The organism is Streptomyces kaniharaensis, assembly GCF_009569385.1.
GTDB lineage: Bacteria > Actinomycetota > Actinomycetes > Streptomycetales > Streptomycetaceae > Kitasatospora > Kitasatospora kaniharaensis.
In genome coordinates this window covers 135,322-150,610 of sequence record NZ_WBOF01000004.1, presented here as the reverse complement: position 1 = coordinate 150,610, position 15,289 = coordinate 135,322, and the positions used below count along the sequence as shown (strand labels likewise).

13 protein-coding genes are annotated in these 15,289 nt (G+C 74.1%); all 13 read right to left on the bottom strand.

Annotation, left to right across the window (positions count from 1 at the left end; genetic code table 11):
- Positions 1-25: 25 nt before the first annotated feature.
- A complete protein-coding gene (locus F7Q99_RS35530) occupies positions 26-1,240 on the bottom strand; it encodes a hypothetical protein (protein ID WP_153470079.1) in 1,215 nt (404 codons plus the stop codon).
- On the bottom strand, positions 1,237-5,805 hold the full coding sequence (locus tag F7Q99_RS35525) for a DEAD/DEAH box helicase (protein ID WP_153470076.1): 4,569 nt from the start codon (positions 5,803-5,805) through the stop codon (positions 1,237-1,239). Before F7Q99_RS35525 ends, F7Q99_RS35530 begins: the two co-directional genes overlap by 4 nt.
- The gene (locus tag F7Q99_RS35520; protein WP_153470073.1) at positions 5,802-6,572 is read right to left on the bottom strand and encodes a response regulator transcription factor; all 771 of its coding nucleotides are present in this window, start codon (positions 6,570-6,572) and stop codon (positions 5,802-5,804) included. Before F7Q99_RS35520 ends, F7Q99_RS35525 begins: the two co-directional genes overlap by 4 nt.
- A gap of 154 nt (positions 6,573-6,726) precedes the next feature.
- Positions 6,727-6,900, bottom strand: a complete 174-nt coding sequence (locus tag F7Q99_RS35515; protein WP_153470071.1) for a hypothetical protein — start codon at positions 6,898-6,900, stop codon at positions 6,727-6,729.
- A complete protein-coding gene (locus tag F7Q99_RS35510) occupies positions 6,897-7,451 on the bottom strand; it encodes a hypothetical protein (RefSeq protein WP_153470068.1) in 555 nt (184 codons plus the stop codon). Before F7Q99_RS35510 ends, F7Q99_RS35515 begins: the two co-directional genes overlap by 4 nt.
- Positions 7,448-9,385, bottom strand: a complete 1,938-nt coding sequence (locus F7Q99_RS35505; RefSeq protein WP_153470065.1) for a glycoside hydrolase family 15 protein — start codon at positions 9,383-9,385, stop codon at positions 7,448-7,450. Before F7Q99_RS35505 ends, F7Q99_RS35510 begins: the two co-directional genes overlap by 4 nt.
- A 110-nt stretch (positions 9,386-9,495) precedes the next feature.
- A complete protein-coding gene (locus tag F7Q99_RS35500; RefSeq protein WP_153470061.1) occupies positions 9,496-11,619 on the bottom strand; it encodes a tetratricopeptide repeat protein in 2,124 nt (707 codons plus the stop codon).
- On the bottom strand, positions 11,616-12,266 hold the full coding sequence (locus F7Q99_RS35495; RefSeq protein ID WP_153470058.1) for a helix-turn-helix domain-containing protein: 651 nt from the start codon (positions 12,264-12,266) through the stop codon (positions 11,616-11,618). The genes F7Q99_RS35500 and F7Q99_RS35495 overlap by 4 nt, the downstream gene beginning before the upstream one ends.
- Positions 12,267-12,395: 129 nt before the next feature.
- On the bottom strand, positions 12,396-13,223 hold the full coding sequence (locus tag F7Q99_RS35490) for a hypothetical protein (RefSeq protein WP_153470055.1): 828 nt from the start codon (positions 13,221-13,223) through the stop codon (positions 12,396-12,398).
- Positions 13,223-14,065 (bottom strand): hypothetical protein, encoded by an 843-nt coding sequence (locus F7Q99_RS35485; protein ID WP_153470052.1) that lies wholly within the window; start codon positions 14,063-14,065, stop codon positions 13,223-13,225. The genes F7Q99_RS35490 and F7Q99_RS35485 overlap by 1 nt, the downstream gene beginning before the upstream one ends.
- Positions 14,062-14,553 (bottom strand): hypothetical protein, encoded by a 492-nt coding sequence (locus F7Q99_RS35480; protein WP_153470049.1) that lies wholly within the window; start codon positions 14,551-14,553, stop codon positions 14,062-14,064. Before F7Q99_RS35480 ends, F7Q99_RS35485 begins: the two co-directional genes overlap by 4 nt.
- Complete coding sequence (locus F7Q99_RS35475; RefSeq protein ID WP_153470047.1) at positions 14,550-15,074, bottom strand: hypothetical protein; 525 nt, start codon at positions 15,072-15,074, stop codon at positions 14,550-14,552. The genes F7Q99_RS35480 and F7Q99_RS35475 overlap by 4 nt, the downstream gene beginning before the upstream one ends.
- Entirely contained in the window at positions 15,071-15,256 is a 186-nt protein-coding gene (locus F7Q99_RS35470; protein ID WP_153470044.1) for a DUF5999 family protein, read from the bottom strand. Before F7Q99_RS35470 ends, F7Q99_RS35475 begins: the two co-directional genes overlap by 4 nt.
- Positions 15,257-15,289: the final 33 nt, after the last annotated feature.

The window sequence follows — 15,289 nt, the reverse complement described above, 5'->3', positions numbered from 1 at the left end:
TGCCGGGATCTGGGTGACCGTCAGCTCACGCATGCCGGCCTCGGTCCTGGGAGAAGACCTTCGTGCGGCTGCGGCGGGACGCCAGAGCGCTGCGGTACGCGCCCGCGGCATCCCGGGCCGCCGGCCCGGCGAGCCTCCAGTCGCCGTCGTCCGCCGTGAACGGGTGCCAGTTCCCGTCAACGTCGACGCGGACCTGGACGCCGACGAGCGTGTCGGTGATCCGGTTGCCCTCGGCCGACAGGGGCGCTCGGCTGGCGGGCCGGAGCGGGCCGATGGCCTGCTCCGCTCGCTCCAGCAGAGCCGGATCGGCGGGGAAGTCCGCCCGGGCGGCCCGCACTCCGGCCGCACCGCCCACTTCGTGGGCTGCCAGCAGCAGGCGCAGTTCGTCGGGTTCCAGACCGAGGCGGTGGGCGAGGTCGGGTACCTTCTGGGCGCCGGGCAGGGCGGCGGCGATGCGGACGGCGTCGCTGACCGGGTCGCTGTCCAGCGTGCCTCTGCCCGCCAGGAGGTTCTGGGCCTCGTCGGCCGCGAGGGCGGCGAGATGGCGTAGCTGGGCGAGTGCGGGGGCGGGTTCGGGCGGAGCGGGCAGCGGAGCGTCGGCGAACGTGACGGCGTCCGGCTCCGGGAGGGGGCCGGATGCCGCGGGGGTGCTGGGCAGCGCGGCCGACCGGGTCTGGAACGCCTGGTGGGCGGGGACGAACGCGGCGTACTGGCGTTGGCGCTTGGGGCGGGCGGCGGGGGCGTGGTCGTGGAGGAGCTGGGTGAGACGGTGCCCGCGGAGCCCCCGTAGGAGAAGGAGGAGGGCGGGGTCGGCGTTGAGGCGGTCGGTGACGGCGTGGGCGAGGGCGGCGGTGTGCCGGCAGGGTGCCTGGCCGCAAGAGCAGTCGAACGTGAAGTGCGCGGGGTCGGGGGCGATGGCGACGTCGCCGGTGTGGTGGGAGTCGGTGAGCGCTGCCGGGAGGTGCCCGGCGAGCAGCAGTTCCCGGTGCGGGCCGGCCGCGAGGGCGGCGCCGAGCGTGGCCAGTTCGTCTGCGGTGAACGGCAGGAGGTCCAGCCGGGCGCGGGCCGGCTCGTCCTGGTGCGCGATGACGAGCCCGGTGGCCCTCCCGGCGGCCAGGTTCAGGTCGCCGACCCCGCCCGCGAGGTGGATCGCGCTTCCTTGGAGGAAGGTGTGCTGGCGGGCGGAGGCCTGCTGGGCGGCGAGCTGCCAGGCCTGGGCCCACGGGCCGTTGGGGGTCATGGGCGCGCTCCGAGGGTGATGAGGTCGGCGAGTTCGCCATTCGAGAGCTCTCCGAGCGCGGTCTCCGCGGCATGGGGCACGGCGGCGTCGGCCAGGGTCCGCTTGTGGTGGAGCAGGGCGTCGACGCGGTCTTCGACCGTCAGCTCGGTCGCCAGCCGGTGGACGCGGACCGTGCGGTCCTGGCCGAGGCGGTGGGCGCGGTCGGTCGCCTGGTCCTCGACGGCCGGATTCCAGGGGCGGTCGTAGAGGATGACGTCCGCGGCGCGGGTGAGCGTCAGCCCGTTGCCGCCGGCCTTCATCGTGCTGATCAGGACCGGGCTGCGCCCGTCCTGGAACGCGTCGACGAGGTGCTGCCGCTTGGGGCCGGGCGGGATCCCGCCGTGCAGGAACAACGGTGCGATGCCCTGCGCGGTGAGATGGGCGACCAGCAGGCGCCCCATCACGGCGTAGTTGGTGAACACCAGCGCGCCCCCGCCGCTCTCCTCCTGGACCTGTTCGACGAGTTCGTCGAGAGCCGCGAGCTTGCCCGAGCGGCGCCGTGCCGCCGGCACGTCGTAGGTGCCCGGGTCCTGGGGGTCCTCCCGCAGGTAGTGGGCGGGCGAGTTGCACACCTTCCGCAACTCGGACAGGAGCGTCAGGACCAGTGCGCGTCGGAGCGGTGACTCGGCGGTGCGGATGCGCTCCATCGCCTCCTGGGCCACCCGCTCGTAGAGGTCGGCCTGTTCGGGCGTCAGCGGGATGTAGCGGTGGGAGATGATCTTCGGGGGGAGTTCCTGGAGGATGTGGGCGTCGCTCTTGCGGCGGCGCAGGAGGAACGGGCTCATGAGCCGGGACAGGCGGCGGGTCGCCTCGCCGCCGGGGTCCGCCTCGATCGGCCGGGCGAATCGCTCGCCGAAGGCGCGCACCGTCCCGAACAGTCCGGGGTTGGCGAGGTCGGCGACCGACCACAGGTCCAGGAGGCGGTTCTCCATGGGGGTGCCGGTGAGCACGATGCGCCGCGTGCTTCGGATGCGGCGCAGGGCTCGGGCGGTGAGGCTCAAGTGGTTCTTGGTGAACTGCCCCTCGTCGACGATGAGGAGGTCGACCGTGAAGTCGGCCAGGGCGTCAATGTCGCGCAGCAGGGTGCCGTAGGTGGTGATGACGACCGTGTCCGCGGTGACGCCGTCGAGGGTGCGCTCAGGGCCGTGGTAGGTGTGGGTCGGGGTGCCGGGGGCGAAGCGGGCGATCTCGCGCTGCCAGACGGTGATCATGCTCGCCGGTGCGACGATCAGGTCCGGGTACGGCCGGGCAGCCTGTTCCCGGCGGTGAAGCCGTAGCGCGATGGTCTGGACGGTCTTGCCCAGGCCCATGTCGTCGGCCAGGACGGCTCCAAAGCCGAGGTTCAGGGTGTGGGCCAGCCAGCTCATGCCGCGTTCCTGGTAATCGCGCAGCGCGGTGGTCAGCGCGGCGGGCGCGGGCACGGGTTCGCGGGCGCCGGGGCGCAGCGCTTCGACCAGGTCGGCGAGCGGTCCGGCCGGATCGCAGGGGTGTTCCACTCCGTCGACGGCGGCGGCGCCGGTCAGCGCGGCGTCCAGAGCCTGGGGGACGTCGAGGGTGCCGATGTCGCGGTGACCGGCGCGGTGGGCGGTGGGCGAGTCGAGGAGGACCCAGCGCCGCCGCACCTGTTGCAGCGGCCGGGCCGAGGCAGCGAGGGCGTCCATCTCCGCCTCGGTGAGGTGGTCGCCGTCGAGGGCGAGCTGCCAGCGGAGGTCGAGCAGGTTGGCGAGGCCGAAGCGGTGCGGGGCGTCGGTGGCCTCCGGGACGGGGCGGGAGCCGACGACGGTGCGCAGCTGCAGCCCCATCGCCCAGTTCTCGGGCCAGGCGACCTCGACGCCGGCCCGGGTGAGGCGCTGGCCCATCTCGCCCAGGAGCAGGGCCGCTTCGGCGGGCCGGACGGTGAACCGGCCGGGCCGCTCCTGCTCAAGCAGCCGGCCCAGCGGCGGCCAGGCGGGCTCAGCCGCCCGCAGCGCGCTTCGGACCCGCTCCAGCCGGGCGGGGTCGCAGCCCGCGACGGGCAGGTACTCCGCGGCGGGGACGATATGGAGGCGCCCGCCGCGCGTGGTGGCGGTGCGCACGCCCAGCTGAGCCCACAGGAGGTCGGTGTCCAGGGGGCTGCCCTCGGACGGCTGCCTGATGGTCAGGACCAGCGGCGGCAGCCGGTGTCCGATGCTGCGCTCCACCTGGTCGCACCAGGCCCGAAGTCGCGGTTGGTGCGGCCGCGGGACCGGGCCGCTCCACGGACCGGTCCCCAGGACGGCGGCGGCGCCGGGCCCGCGGACCACCGCCTCGGCCACGGCGTCCAGGTACTGGCGCAGCACGGTACGCGGCGCCCACAACCGGTACGGCGCGCGGGCAGCCGGCGCGCAGTGGGCGTGGGGCGGCATGGCATCGGCCAGCCCTGCGGCTTCGGCGGCCAGCGCCGCGGGGAGCGGGCCCAGGCGCCACACGTCGCGTTCGCCGGCGTCCAGGGTTGGATAGAGCAGTCCGGCCGCGATCGCGGTCAGCGCGAGCCGGGTCGCCCTCGCCCACAGCCGCACCGACGGATGCAGGCCCTGGTCCGGCAGCTGGGCCAGGACACCGGTCAGCAGCCGCACCGGTGCTCGCCAGATGGGAACGGTGACCGCCCGAACGCCCACGCCCATGTGCGGAAGGACCAGCTCGAGGTCGGCCTCCAGCAGAGGCGCGGGGCAGCCGCCCGGAAGCGAAGCGCCGTCCACCCGGAACAGGGCCATCGCCACGCCGCCGTCCACCAGCTGGGCGACCAGCGCCGCACCGTCCAGCAGGACGTCGCGCACCGCCCGCTCAGCCGCCACCGCTTCGGCGGTGCTCGCCGCCGGCGCGCGGCGCTGCGCCGGGACGTGCACGGGAGCGGGGGCCGGTGGCGTGGAAGGTGTACCGGCGGCGGTGGGTGCGGGGACGGTGCTGAGCCGCCTCAGCAGGGCGCGCGCGGCTTCGCGCCGGGCAGCCTGTTTGCCGACGGCGCGGGCGGTGGCCGTGTAGGCGGAGTCCTGAATGCGGCAGGAGATGGTGCACGAGAACATCGGGCCGGTCGGGACGCCGAAGTCCACCTTCAGGTCGGTGATTGTCCGCTGGTCGCGCAGCACTTGCACCACCCGCAGCGGGTCCCGGCCGTCGGTGCGCTCCGGCGGGGCCACCATCCTCACCGGCGTTCGCTGCGGTTGCCGGGCCTGGAGGGAAGGAAGGTCGAGGACGCGCCGCAGCATCGCATCGGCCGCCTTGCCCCGGGCGCTTCCTGTGCTCGCTCCGCTCCCGGTGCTGTCGAGGTCCTCGCCTCCGGCGCTGCACGAGATGCGGCAGGTGAACAGCGGGGAAGTGCCGGTCAGCGTGTCGGACTCCTCGATCCGTAAGCCGGTCAGGAGCATGGCCTGTTCCATCTCGCGCAGCGTGGCGACGCTGCCCTCGTCCCCGCCTGGAGTGCCGGGCTGCGGGCCCGCGGCGGCAGTCCCGTCGAGGTCGGGCGCCGGAAGACCGGCCAGGTTGGCCAGCAGGCGTAGTGCGGCAACCGACCGGGCCACCGTCGGTGAGCGGTGGGCACCGCTGGTCACCTCGTGCACATGCTCGCCGACGCCGTGGACGACTCGGACGGCAAAGCGCTTCGCGTGGCCGGCGGAGTCCGTGGCCAGCCTCTCGTGGTAGCGAGGCCCGCGGACTCCCGCGGCCTTGGCATGGACCTTCAACACCGCCTGAGCCTTGCCGGGGGCTGCCGCGGCCTCCAGCGCGTACCGGCGTACCGGCTCCCACTGCGGTCCGGCGGCACGGAACAGGACCTGGTGGAGGTCGCGCGCCGTCAGGGCACCCGCACGGGCCCGGGCGGAGATCTCGGCCAGGACCGCTGGCGCCACCGTCTCCAGCGCGCACAGCCGCAGCAGCTCGTTGTGGAACGCGCCCGGACCAGCGGCCTGCGGTTCCGGCACCGGCTTGGCACCGTGCGGCGACCAGTTGTCCCCGTCCGGCTCGTCCTGGGCGACCGGGTGGGCTCCGCTGAGGTGTCCGAGCAGGCTTAGGAAGGCCAGGTCCTGCGCTGCCTCCAGGTTGTAGGCGAAGGCGGCGGCGCCGTGCGCGAACCCGCCGTCCGAGCGCCGGCCGGCCTGGACGGCCACTCCGTCCCCGGAAGCCGGGACCTGGCGGACCACCAGCCGAGCGGACTCGTCGGTGGCCTGGTTGTGGGCGGTCAGCACGGTGACCGCCTTGCGCGGTGTTGCTGCCATCGCCTCCCACGCCGCGACAGCCAGCGGCATGACGCCAGGCGTCTTGTCGCCGAGCAGCAGGGTGCGCAGGTACGGCGCGCGGATCCGGCCGGCGCTCACCCGCAGCACCAGTTCGTCCCTGAACGGCTCCGGAGCCCCACCGTCCGCGCAGACCCTTCGCAGCAGCCGACCGAACACGCGGTCCTGGAGGATGCTCAAGTCCGTGACGGGATCCGCCAGGAGCGTCGTTTCCTCCTTCTGCTTCTTGATCCGGAGGAACTCCGCAAGCTCGGCCGGGCCACCCGTTCCTCCTGTCATGTTGTGCGTTCTCCTTGCAGGGGTGGAGCGGCAGGACGATCGGCCAGCAGGCCGTACCGGTCGGCGATGGCGGCCGCGCCCAGGCGGGTGGGGGCGTCGAGCTTGGCGAGGAGCCGCTGGATGTGGGTGCGGGTGGTGCTGACCGTGATCCCGAGCCGGGTGCTGATCTCGTCGGTGGTCAGGCCGTCGCAGATCAGCCGGAGGACTTCGAGTTCGCGGGCGGTGAGTGCGCCGAGCAGGCGCTCCCGCTCCTGGTCGTGCGGCGAGGCTGCGCGGCTGAGGGAGGCGAGGGCGTCGCGGAGGAGGTCGGCGGTGATGACGGCCCGTCCGGTCCGGACGAGCCGGCAGGCGTGTTCGACCTCCTCCAGGCCGGCGCTGATGGGCAGGAAGCCGCAGGCGCCCGCTCTCAAGAGCTCGAGCACCCCGGCGGGGTCGGGCGGCCCGATGGAGACCACTGGCACGGCGGGCAGGACCGCGCGCAGCTCACGGACTTGCGCGGCCGCGGTGTCGTCGAACGTGGCCACGGCGAAGAGCAGCGCGGTGAGCGGCCGGGCCGGTGTCGCGGCGATCGACGCAGGCCCGGGGTAGGTGGCTGCCTGGTGCCCGCGGCGGGTGAGCGCGGAGGCAAGCGCGGTGATGTGCAGCGCCGGGGCGCCGAACACCGCCAGCCGCAGCGGGTTCGCCGCGTTCACGGTCAGCCCTGCGCCGCGCGGCCCCCCGGCGGGGGCCGCAGCGGGGCGCCGGGGCGCGAGGTCGGCTGTGCTCATCACGCCCGCCCCCGGCTCTCGCTCTGGCCGCCGCCCCCGACTGCGGTGTCCGCCGCGGCCGTCCGGCGCGCCGGACGGCCGGAGCCGGAGCCGGAGCCGGCGGTGGCGGTGGCGGTGCTGTTCTCTCCGGGGCCCATCCCGGGCCTGCGCCTGCTCATTCCGCTCCGGTGCCGATGGAGACCGTGCGGGGCTGGCCGTGGACGAGCTCGGCGGTGACCGCACGGGTGCGGGCGCCGATGAGTAGGACGTGGCCGGCCGGGTCGGTCAGCGGGAGTTCCGCCCGCACCGGCCACAGCGGGCCGGTGGGCAGGGTCGGGTTGCCGGTCACGCGCTCTCCTTCGGTGCCGCCGGGCCCTCGCCGCCGAGGTAGGCGGCGAGGGTGAGGTCCGGGTAGCTGGGGCGGATGCGGTTCAGGGTCAGCAGGCCGGTCGCGATCGCGGCGTAGCCGGCCTGCCCCGGGGTACGGGCGCCGAGTTCTCGGGGGCGCCAGTACGCGGTGACGGTGTGCTCGGTGACGCCCATGGCCGCCGCCGTCTGCTCGGCGGTGTGCCCGCCTACGGCGAGGACGAGCGCTTCGGCGGGGCGCGCCGTGGGGTGCCGGGGCAGGATCTGCCCGATCTCGAGCTGGTCGGCGCTCAGCAGTTGGTGGGCGGCGACGAGGGCACCGGCCTGGACAAGGGTCGCGGCGCCGACCAGGCAGCACGCCCGGTCGCCAGCGTCCTTGATGTCTGCGGGCCGCAGGCCGGTGGCGGCCAGGCGGGTCTGGCGTCCGCCGGGCAGGATCGCGTACCGCAGCAGCGCCAGCTCGGCGGCGTCGAGCAGCGGCGCGGGCGGCATTACGGCCGCCGACGCGACGTCGGCCAGGGGGATGGTGCTCATGCGGCCACCGCCGCGGCATCCTGTTCGGTGTCCGCGGTGCGCTGGCCGGGCAGCGTGACCCGGTCGCCTGTGCCGGGGACGAGGGACAGTCGGAGGGCGGCCCCGATCAGGGCCCACAGGGGGAAGCCCTGCAGCGTGTTGCCGAGCGGACGCCGCCTCGTGGCGTCCCACATCTCGGTGAACACGCCGTGCGGGGTGCGCAGCCCGAGGAGCCGGTCGAACAGGGCGTGGGCCTCGTCGGTGCGGCCGATGTAGGCGAGCGCCTCGACCAGGTGGAAGGAGCAGGCGAGGAAGGCGCCTTCGTCGTCGGTGAGTCCGTCGACCCTCCCGGTCGGGTCCGGCAGGTAGCGGCGGATGAACCCGGCGGGATCGGTGAGTTCGCGCTGGATGGCGTCGATCGTGCTGATCAGCCGCTTGTCGTCCGAGGGCAGGAAGCCGCTGGTGGCCATCAGCAGCACCGCGGCGTCCAGGTCGCGGCCGCCGTAGTACTGGGTAAATGCCTGGGCCTGAGGGTTGTAGGCGTGCTGGAGGACGTCGTCCTTGATGGTGTCCCGCTCGGCCGCCCACCGGGCGATGGTCGCGGTGTCGGCGACCGCGGCGCCGGTGGTCGCGCGGGCCTGGGCCCACTCGACCAGCAGATGCAGGCCCTGCCAGCACAGCAGCGCGGAGTGGGTGAAGCGCCGCTTGGGTCCGCGGACCTCCCAGATCCCGGCGTCGGGCCTGCGCCAGATGCGCATGATCTCCTCGCCGAGCGCGACCATGAGAGCGTCGACGCCGGCGTCGGCGGGCAGGCCCGCGCGCTCGGCCGCCACCAGCGCCTCGACGACCTCGCCGTAGACGTCGTTCTGCACCTGGGTGGCGGCCGCGTTGCCGGCCCGCACCGGGCGGGAGCCCTCGTAGCCGGTCAGCCAGTCCAGCTCCCGCTCCGTCAGCGTCCGGGAGCCGTCCAACTGGTACATGATCGCCAGGTTCTGCACGTCCCCGGCGATGGCGCGCAGCAGCCATCGCCGCCACCTCGCCGCCTCTTCCAGCTTGCCCAGCCGGACCAGGGCGAGGATCGTCAGTGCGCTGTCCCGTAGCCAACACGCCTCGTAGTCCCAGTTCCGCTCGCCGCCAAGTGCCTCGGGCAGGCTGCGCGTCAGCGCCGCCGAGACGGCGCCGGTCAGGCGGATCGTCAGGGCTCGCAGCAGGATGGCGCTGCGCCGCACGGGTTCCTGGTAGGGGCCGGTGTAGGAGAGTTCGGCGGTCCACTCCTGCCAGTCGCGGCGGGTGGCGAGCAGGTCGGTGTCGGGATGCGGGCGGTTGCCGGGGTCCGGGTCGCCGATGGTCAGCGTCAGCGCCGTCCGACTGCCCTCGGCGGCGGTGAAGGCGGCGGTCCAGCGGCCGAAGGCGTCGCGGGTGTGGTCCGGGCCGTCGAGGAGAAGGGTGACGGGGCCGGCGGCCAGCCGCAGCGTGCGTCGGCCGTCGGGCCGTTCCAGGATCTCGTGGTGGCCGGGCAGCCGCCCGTCCTCGAAGCGGGGCTGGAAGACGGAGTGCATCTCGACGGCGCCGGTGACGCCTTCGACGATCTGGTGGAGGCGGCTGGGGGCGCCGCCGTGGGGCTGCGGCGGCATGAAGGTGATGATGCGGACCGTGCGGACGGGCCGGCCGGCGTCCGACCGGATGTCCCACTCCTGGGTGAGGACCAGGTTGTCGCCGTCCCAGTGGCTGCGGTCGGCCCGGCCTGCCCCGGCCGGTGCGAGACTCCACTGTCCGTGCCGGTGGTCGCCGAGCAGCCGGGCGAAGTGGAGGCTGCCGCCGATCTCGTGGGCGCCGTACTCGACGACCCCGCTCGTACTCAGCAGGACGGCGGCCCGGTTGTCGCTCAGGGGGACGAGCTCCTCCAACGGGGTGCTCGGCGCGACGGCGGGCGGGGCGAAGGTGGTGGTCTGCACGGTGGTGGCTGTTCCGTTTCGGTATGGGTGGGAGCGGCTCAAAGACGGGGAGGCTGACGGCCGGGGCCGCGCGGGAGCAGCGCCGCCGCACCGGGCGGCGCCCGGCCGGGTCACGGCGGGCCGGAGCGTTCGTCCGCACCCGCCTGCTCCAGGCGGGTCTGGAGCCGTCGGGCGTCGCGGGGGTTTCCGCTGTAGGCCGCCAGCGCCGCGCGCAACAGCTCGACGACCTTGTCCTGGTGGCCGGCGGCCGAGGCCGCGTCCGCGCGCCACTCCAAGGTCAGCGCCTGCCAGGCGCGCGAACCCGCCGCGGCGAACTCCGACTGTGCGTGGTGCAGGGTCCGGGCCGCTTCGGCGGCCTCGCCCGTGAGGAGCTGGATCCGGCCGTGCCAGGCGAGGGCCCGGGCGGCGTCGTGGAGATCGTGCACGGCCAGCAGGGCGTCACGGGCCTCGTCCAGGTGGGCCAGCGCTTCGCCGTGGTCTCCGAGGGCGGCGTGCACCTGGCCGAGCAAGATGTCGGTGACCGCCACACCGCGCCCGTAGCCGATCTGCTCGCGCAGTCGCCGAGCCTCGTCCAGGTGCGGAAGGGCGGCGGCGGCCCGCTCGGCGGTGGGGAGATCACCGGGGCTGACCCGGTCGATCTCGATCAGGGTGGCGCCGATCTCGTGCCGGTGCTGACTCTCGCCGCGCAGATCCGCATCCCGGAGAGCCAGGTCCAGGGCCTCCTCGAACAGGGGGAGAGCGTCAGCGGGGCGGTGCAGGCCGCGCAGAGCCACCCCGTGTTGGTTGAGCATCTCGCGCAGGACCAGCCCATCGCCGATGCGGCGGGCGGCGCCGACGGCCAATTCGCAGGCCCACAGCCACAGCTCGTAGGGCCGGAGCCGGTGCCACAGCGGCCACAGTGCGTGGACCACCTGCCAGAGGAGGTCGTCCCATCCAGCCGCCGCGGCGGCGGCCAGTGCGAGGCGGATCTGGTCTTCCTCGCCGGCCAACCACGTCCACGCCTGCTCGCGGGAGCCGAGGTCTGGGCCGACGGCGACCGGGTGGAGGTAGGTGCGGGCCAGTTCGCGGTGGTGAGGGGCCAGGTGCCGTTCGGCGCGGGTGAGGGCGGCCAACCACCATTCCAGTGCCCGGCGCCGCTGATCGGTCAGCCGCTCCGGGCTGTCGGTGAGTTCGGCAAGGTCGGCGGCGGCACGCCGGCCGTGGCCGGCCGGGACCAGAGCGAGGGCGTTGCCGGTGGCCGCCGCGAGCCCGGTGCGCTCCAGTTCGGCAAGGCTCCGCCGGGCCGTCGCAGCGTCCGTCCCGAGGACGGCGGCGAGCATCGGCCCGGTGACGAGGGTGAACGGCACGGTCCCCGCTGCCCGGTAGGCGGCGGCCCCTTCCTCGGACAGGGTCCGGTACGACTCGTTGAGATGCAGGGTGATCACGTCCGGGGTCTCGTCGGGGTGTGGCACCGGATCGCCGACGGCGTGCTCCAGTGGCCGGGCGCCGGGGTTGGTCTGCAGCCGTGCCGCAGCCAGGGCGATCAGTAGTGGGCGGTGCTGGCATGCCTCGACGGTCGCGCGGGCCGCGGCCGGATCGGATACGCGCTGCGCTCCGGCCAGGAGCATCAGCAGCTCCATCGCCTCGGCCGACGGCAGGGGCCCCAGCTCGTGGTGCTCGGCGCCGACGGTGACGAGGCCGGGCAGTTTGGTGCGGGTGGTGACCAGCACGGTGGATCCGGCCGCGGGCAGCACGGCGAGGACCTGCTCAGCGGTGGCAGCGTCGTCCAGCAGCAGGGTGATCGGGCGCTCCGCGGTCGCGCTGCGCCACCACGCGGCGGCCTCGCTCAGGTCGTGCCACGGGCCGTCCCAGCCGAGCGAGCGCAGCAGCCGGGCCAGGACGTCGAGTTCGCGGGCCGGCCCGTCGATGGCCGCGCCGCGCAGATCCGCGTACAGCTGGCCGCCGGGCGGCAGCGGCAGCGCGGTGAGCAGGTTGGTGGCGAGGGCGGTCTTGCCCATGCCGGCAGGGGAGTGGAGGACGTGAATACGGTCCGGAGTGCGGCCCAGCTGGTCGGTCAGGCGCGCGGCAATGTCGCGCCGGTCAAGGAAGTGCGCTCCGGGACGGGGAAGTTGGCGCTGCACGGGAGGCCGGGCGGCCGGAGCGGCGGAGTTGATCGTCAAGGTCTCGATCGAGCGGGCTTGCACGGCCGCGCCGAAGACTCCGCCGCCGATCTCGTTACGGCTGTCGGTGCTCACGCGGCTCCTGCTTCGGCGAGATCGGCCGCGTGGGCGGCGAGATGCGGGTGGGTGTCGGGCAGCAGGCGCAGGCGGTGGCCGAGGGTGACGGCGTGGGTGGTGTCGCGGGCCAGCAGAACGTCCCGGACCGCGGCCAGGACCTTGTGCACCCGCCCGGTCGAGATGCCCAGGTCCTTCGCACTGGCCTCCGCGCTCGATCCGGCGGCGGCGTTCGCCAGCGCGCCGCGCTCGGTGGCCTTCAGGTCGCGGCTGAGCCGCCCCGGGCGGATCGGGGCGACGGATCCCGGGTCGATCAACCCCCACCGGATCGCCGAGTCCACCAGGTGCGGGATCCGCTCGACCCCGAAGACGGTACGCAACGCCTTGATGCCCGTGGTGACCTGCTGCTCCTTCAGGCCGAGCTGGCGGGCGATGGCCGCCGTGGTCAGGCCGTGGGCGAGGGGCAGCAGCAGCGCCGCCTCGTCTGCGGCCAGCACGATGGTGTGGCCGCACGGGCACGGCTCGCTGGCCACCCCCTCCAGGGCAGCGGTCTTGGCGTCCGCGCCCAGGAGGACGCGCGGTGCGGCAGTCGGCAGGGCGGCGGTCCGCTCATTCGGGGCGTGGATGCCTATGGGTGCCGGACGAGCGGCGGTGGGAACGGGGGGCACAGCAAGGTCTCCAGACAGGTGCGGGGCGATGGAACTTCGGTGTTCCTCGCCGCTACGGCGGGCGAGCCCGGCTGATCGGCGGGTGCAGCACGACGGGGCCCTCTCGGGGCGCGTGGACGGTGTTCGGCATCAGCTCGACACCTCGGAGCAGGCGGCGGTGACCTGCTTGGCAAGCACGGCTGGGGCAGAAGACTGGTCGCTGGGCGACTCGTTGCCCTTCCGGTTCGGTGAGGTAAGCGGCGGCAGCTCACGCAGAACGACGGGGTTGCGCAGCTCGGCAACCAGTTGCTGGCCGACCATGAACTCGAGGTCGGGGTGGTCGAGGTCGAGTTCTTCCCAGCGCGGGTCCGCACCGGGGCGGTGCACGGTGCCGCGGACTGCGACGATCTCGACTTCCGGCACCACCAGCACTAGGCATTCGACCGCGAGGCGGCGGCAGTGCCGCTGTGCTTGGTGGGCGTGGCGTAGGCAGAGCGGCGGATTCGCGGTCCGGATCGCGGTAGTAGAACGCGGGTCCGCCTGGGTGGGATCGGTCGGCAGGAGCCAGAGGAGTCCGCTGCGCGTGCGGTGGGCCGGGCCGCCTCCGACCAGGCATCGGGTCCTGGAGTCCATGAGCTCCAGTTGCCTGGCCGGGTGGTGCACCGTCCACAGAGGCTCTCCCTGCGGCTTGCCGGTCCAGGTCTCCCACCGGACGCCGTCGATGGAGCGGATGTCCGTCTCGCGGGGCGGGGCCGGCGCGGGCGGTTCCTCCCCCGTCCAGGCCAGAATCAGCGGGACCGGCTTGCCCTGGAACCGCACCGGGTCAGGACACTGCAGCACGCCGTCGGCGTAGTTGATCCCGGCCGCTGTGGGACCGTTCATGGTGTGGATGGCCGGGGGCCTCTCCTGCTCCTCGTCCCGACAGGCCATCAGGTACGGGACCGGCGCCTGGGCCGGGGACAGCGGTGCCCGCGCCATCAGGCCACATCCGCCACGGTGAGAGCTGATCCCAGTGTGGCCAGAGCGCCCAACCCGGACACCGGCCTCTCCGCACGGCCGACGCCGATCCGGGTCGCAACCGGCAGGCCGGTGCTACCGAGCTGGATCAGCAGCCGGGCCCGGACCTCCGGAGCCTGGCCTGTGCCGTGCGTGGCCGGGCGGACGACGGAGCTGCCAGGGCGCGGCAGCAGGGTGAGTCCGCAGACCCGCAGATGGGCCGCCTGGTGGACGGCGGCATTGACCAGAAGCATCCGCTCGGCATCCCCGGCACCGGGCGGTGGTGCTTCGACGAGGAGCTGGACAGGCAGCCCGGCGTCGACCGCTGACCGGATGCCGCTCAGCGACTGCCGGTAGCTGGCTTGGTGCGGCAGGGCCGCTCGGTCGTGCTCGTACTCGGTGGCCGCGTGGAGCTGCACCCGAAGGGCGTGGACGACGCCGACCAGTTCCTCGGCCAGGCTCGGCAGGCCGGGCCGGTTGGTCGTCACGGTCACCAGCAGCCCCGCGCGGTTCAGCTGCTCGGCGGAGCGGACCAAGGCCTCGTCCAGCCGGGTCGCCAACAGGTTCACCGCGACGATGCCGACCCGGTCGAGTGCGGGCAGCACCTGGTGCTGGTCGGTGAACAGCCTGCTGGGACCGCTGACCGCGAGCACAGGAGTCCGCCGTTCCTCCGGCCAGCCGGTGACCTGCTGGTGGTCCATGATCACCCGGCCAGCGGGTACCGGCTGCGGGCCGCGGTGGGCGGCGCCGGTCAGCGGGTCGAAGACCAGCGGCCGGTTGCCGGTGGTGTCCCCCCTAACGGCGAAGGTTCGCGTCTGCCTCATGCGGCGGCCCCCCGGTCCTGGCCGACGGGGTGCACGAAGACCAAGTTGGGGGCGCTGCCCTTGCCGGCGCGGTCGGGCACGACTGCCAGCACCAGCCACTGCCCGACGACGTTCGCGTAGCAGCGCCACGTCCCGTCGGCGCACACCGTGGACTCCTGGAGCCGCCCCTGGAGGAAGACGCTGAGGAAACCTGCGGCCTCGCCGTCGGGCACGGTGGCGGCGAGCATCGCCCGGACGAAGCGCTCCCGGCCCCGCGCGGATCGGACAGCGGAACCCGACAGGGGATGGACCTCGGTCCGGCTGCCATCCACGTACCGGCAGATCGTGAACGCCGGACCGGCGACGTCGGCTGCTTCGGCCGTCGTCCAGCGGGTGTCGGCGGAGGCCAGGAGCGCCACCGGCAGCCCGGATGTGTCCGCGACGACCTGGGCCTGGGCCGCGCCGGGAAGACTCCCGACGTCGTGGTGGAAGGCGGTGGTGGCGGTCATGCCGCACCACCGGGCGCCGGGGCGTCAGCGAGCATTGCCTCGACCAGGTCAACGGGCCGGGTGAGCAGATCGGCCGATGGCACGGACAGCCAGTACCGGCCCCGTGCGGTGCGGCCGGGACGAGGGCACCGCACGGAGTGCGCCGCATGGACGACGCCGTACAGGGCAAGGCCGCAGGCGGTGCCCGGTTCACACAGCAGCTCCAGGCAGTGCCGCGGGGTGGTGGCCAGTACCGGGCCGACCGGGGCACCGGCCAGCAGCAGTCGGGCAATGGCGGCGACAGCGACGGGCTCGAGCAGGCGCACTACCTCGAACCGACCCGTGCCGTCGATCTCCGCGGGCACGGTGGGGTTCGCCCACGGGTCGGCGGTCGTCTCGGAGTGTGCGAGCCAGGCGGCGAGCCGGTCGTGGGCGGCCGGCCCGCCCTTGAGGGCAACCCGTTGCTGCTCGGTGAGCCGGGGGGCGGTTGCCGGGACGTGGGAGAAGCACCCCGCGATGCGGCCGGGAACAGCGGCTCTCACCAGGTCACCCGCTCGTACACGGGAGGCACGACCTCGCCGCCGGGACCCAGCTGGCCGCCGTCGTCGAAGACCAAGGTCCCGCTCTTCAGCCGCCCCCAGCCCTGGGCGGGGGCGAAGAAGACGAGCTTGTCCACCTTGGTGTCGGGCGTCGTAGTGCTGGACGCGGGCGCTTCGGGGGGCATCACGGGCTCCTTCGGGTGATCGGGGTGAACGGA

Coding starts and splice junctions, on each gene's coding strand:
- F7Q99_RS35530 (WP_153470079.1), bottom strand. CDS start 1,240: ATGACCCCCAACGGCCCGTGGGCCCAGGCCTGGCAGCTCGCCGCCCAG.
- F7Q99_RS35525 (WP_153470076.1), bottom strand. CDS start 5,805: ATGACAGGAGGAACGGGTGGCCCGGCCGAGCTTGCGGAGTTCCTCCGG.
- F7Q99_RS35520 (WP_153470073.1), bottom strand. CDS start 6,572: ATGAGCACAGCCGACCTCGCGCCCCGGCGCCCCGCTGCGGCCCCCGCC.
- F7Q99_RS35510 (WP_153470068.1), bottom strand. CDS start 7,451: ATGAGCACCATCCCCCTGGCCGACGTCGCGTCGGCGGCCGTAATGCCG.
- F7Q99_RS35490 (WP_153470055.1), bottom strand. CDS start 13,223: ATGGCGCGGGCACCGCTGTCCCCGGCCCAGGCGCCGGTCCCGTACCTG.
- F7Q99_RS35485 (WP_153470052.1), bottom strand. CDS start 14,065: ATGAGGCAGACGCGAACCTTCGCCGTTAGGGGGGACACCACCGGCAAC.
- F7Q99_RS35480 (WP_153470049.1), bottom strand. CDS start 14,553: ATGACCGCCACCACCGCCTTCCACCACGACGTCGGGAGTCTTCCCGGC.
- F7Q99_RS35470 (WP_153470044.1), bottom strand. CDS start 15,256: ATGCCCCCCGAAGCGCCCGCGTCCAGCACTACGACGCCCGACACCAAG.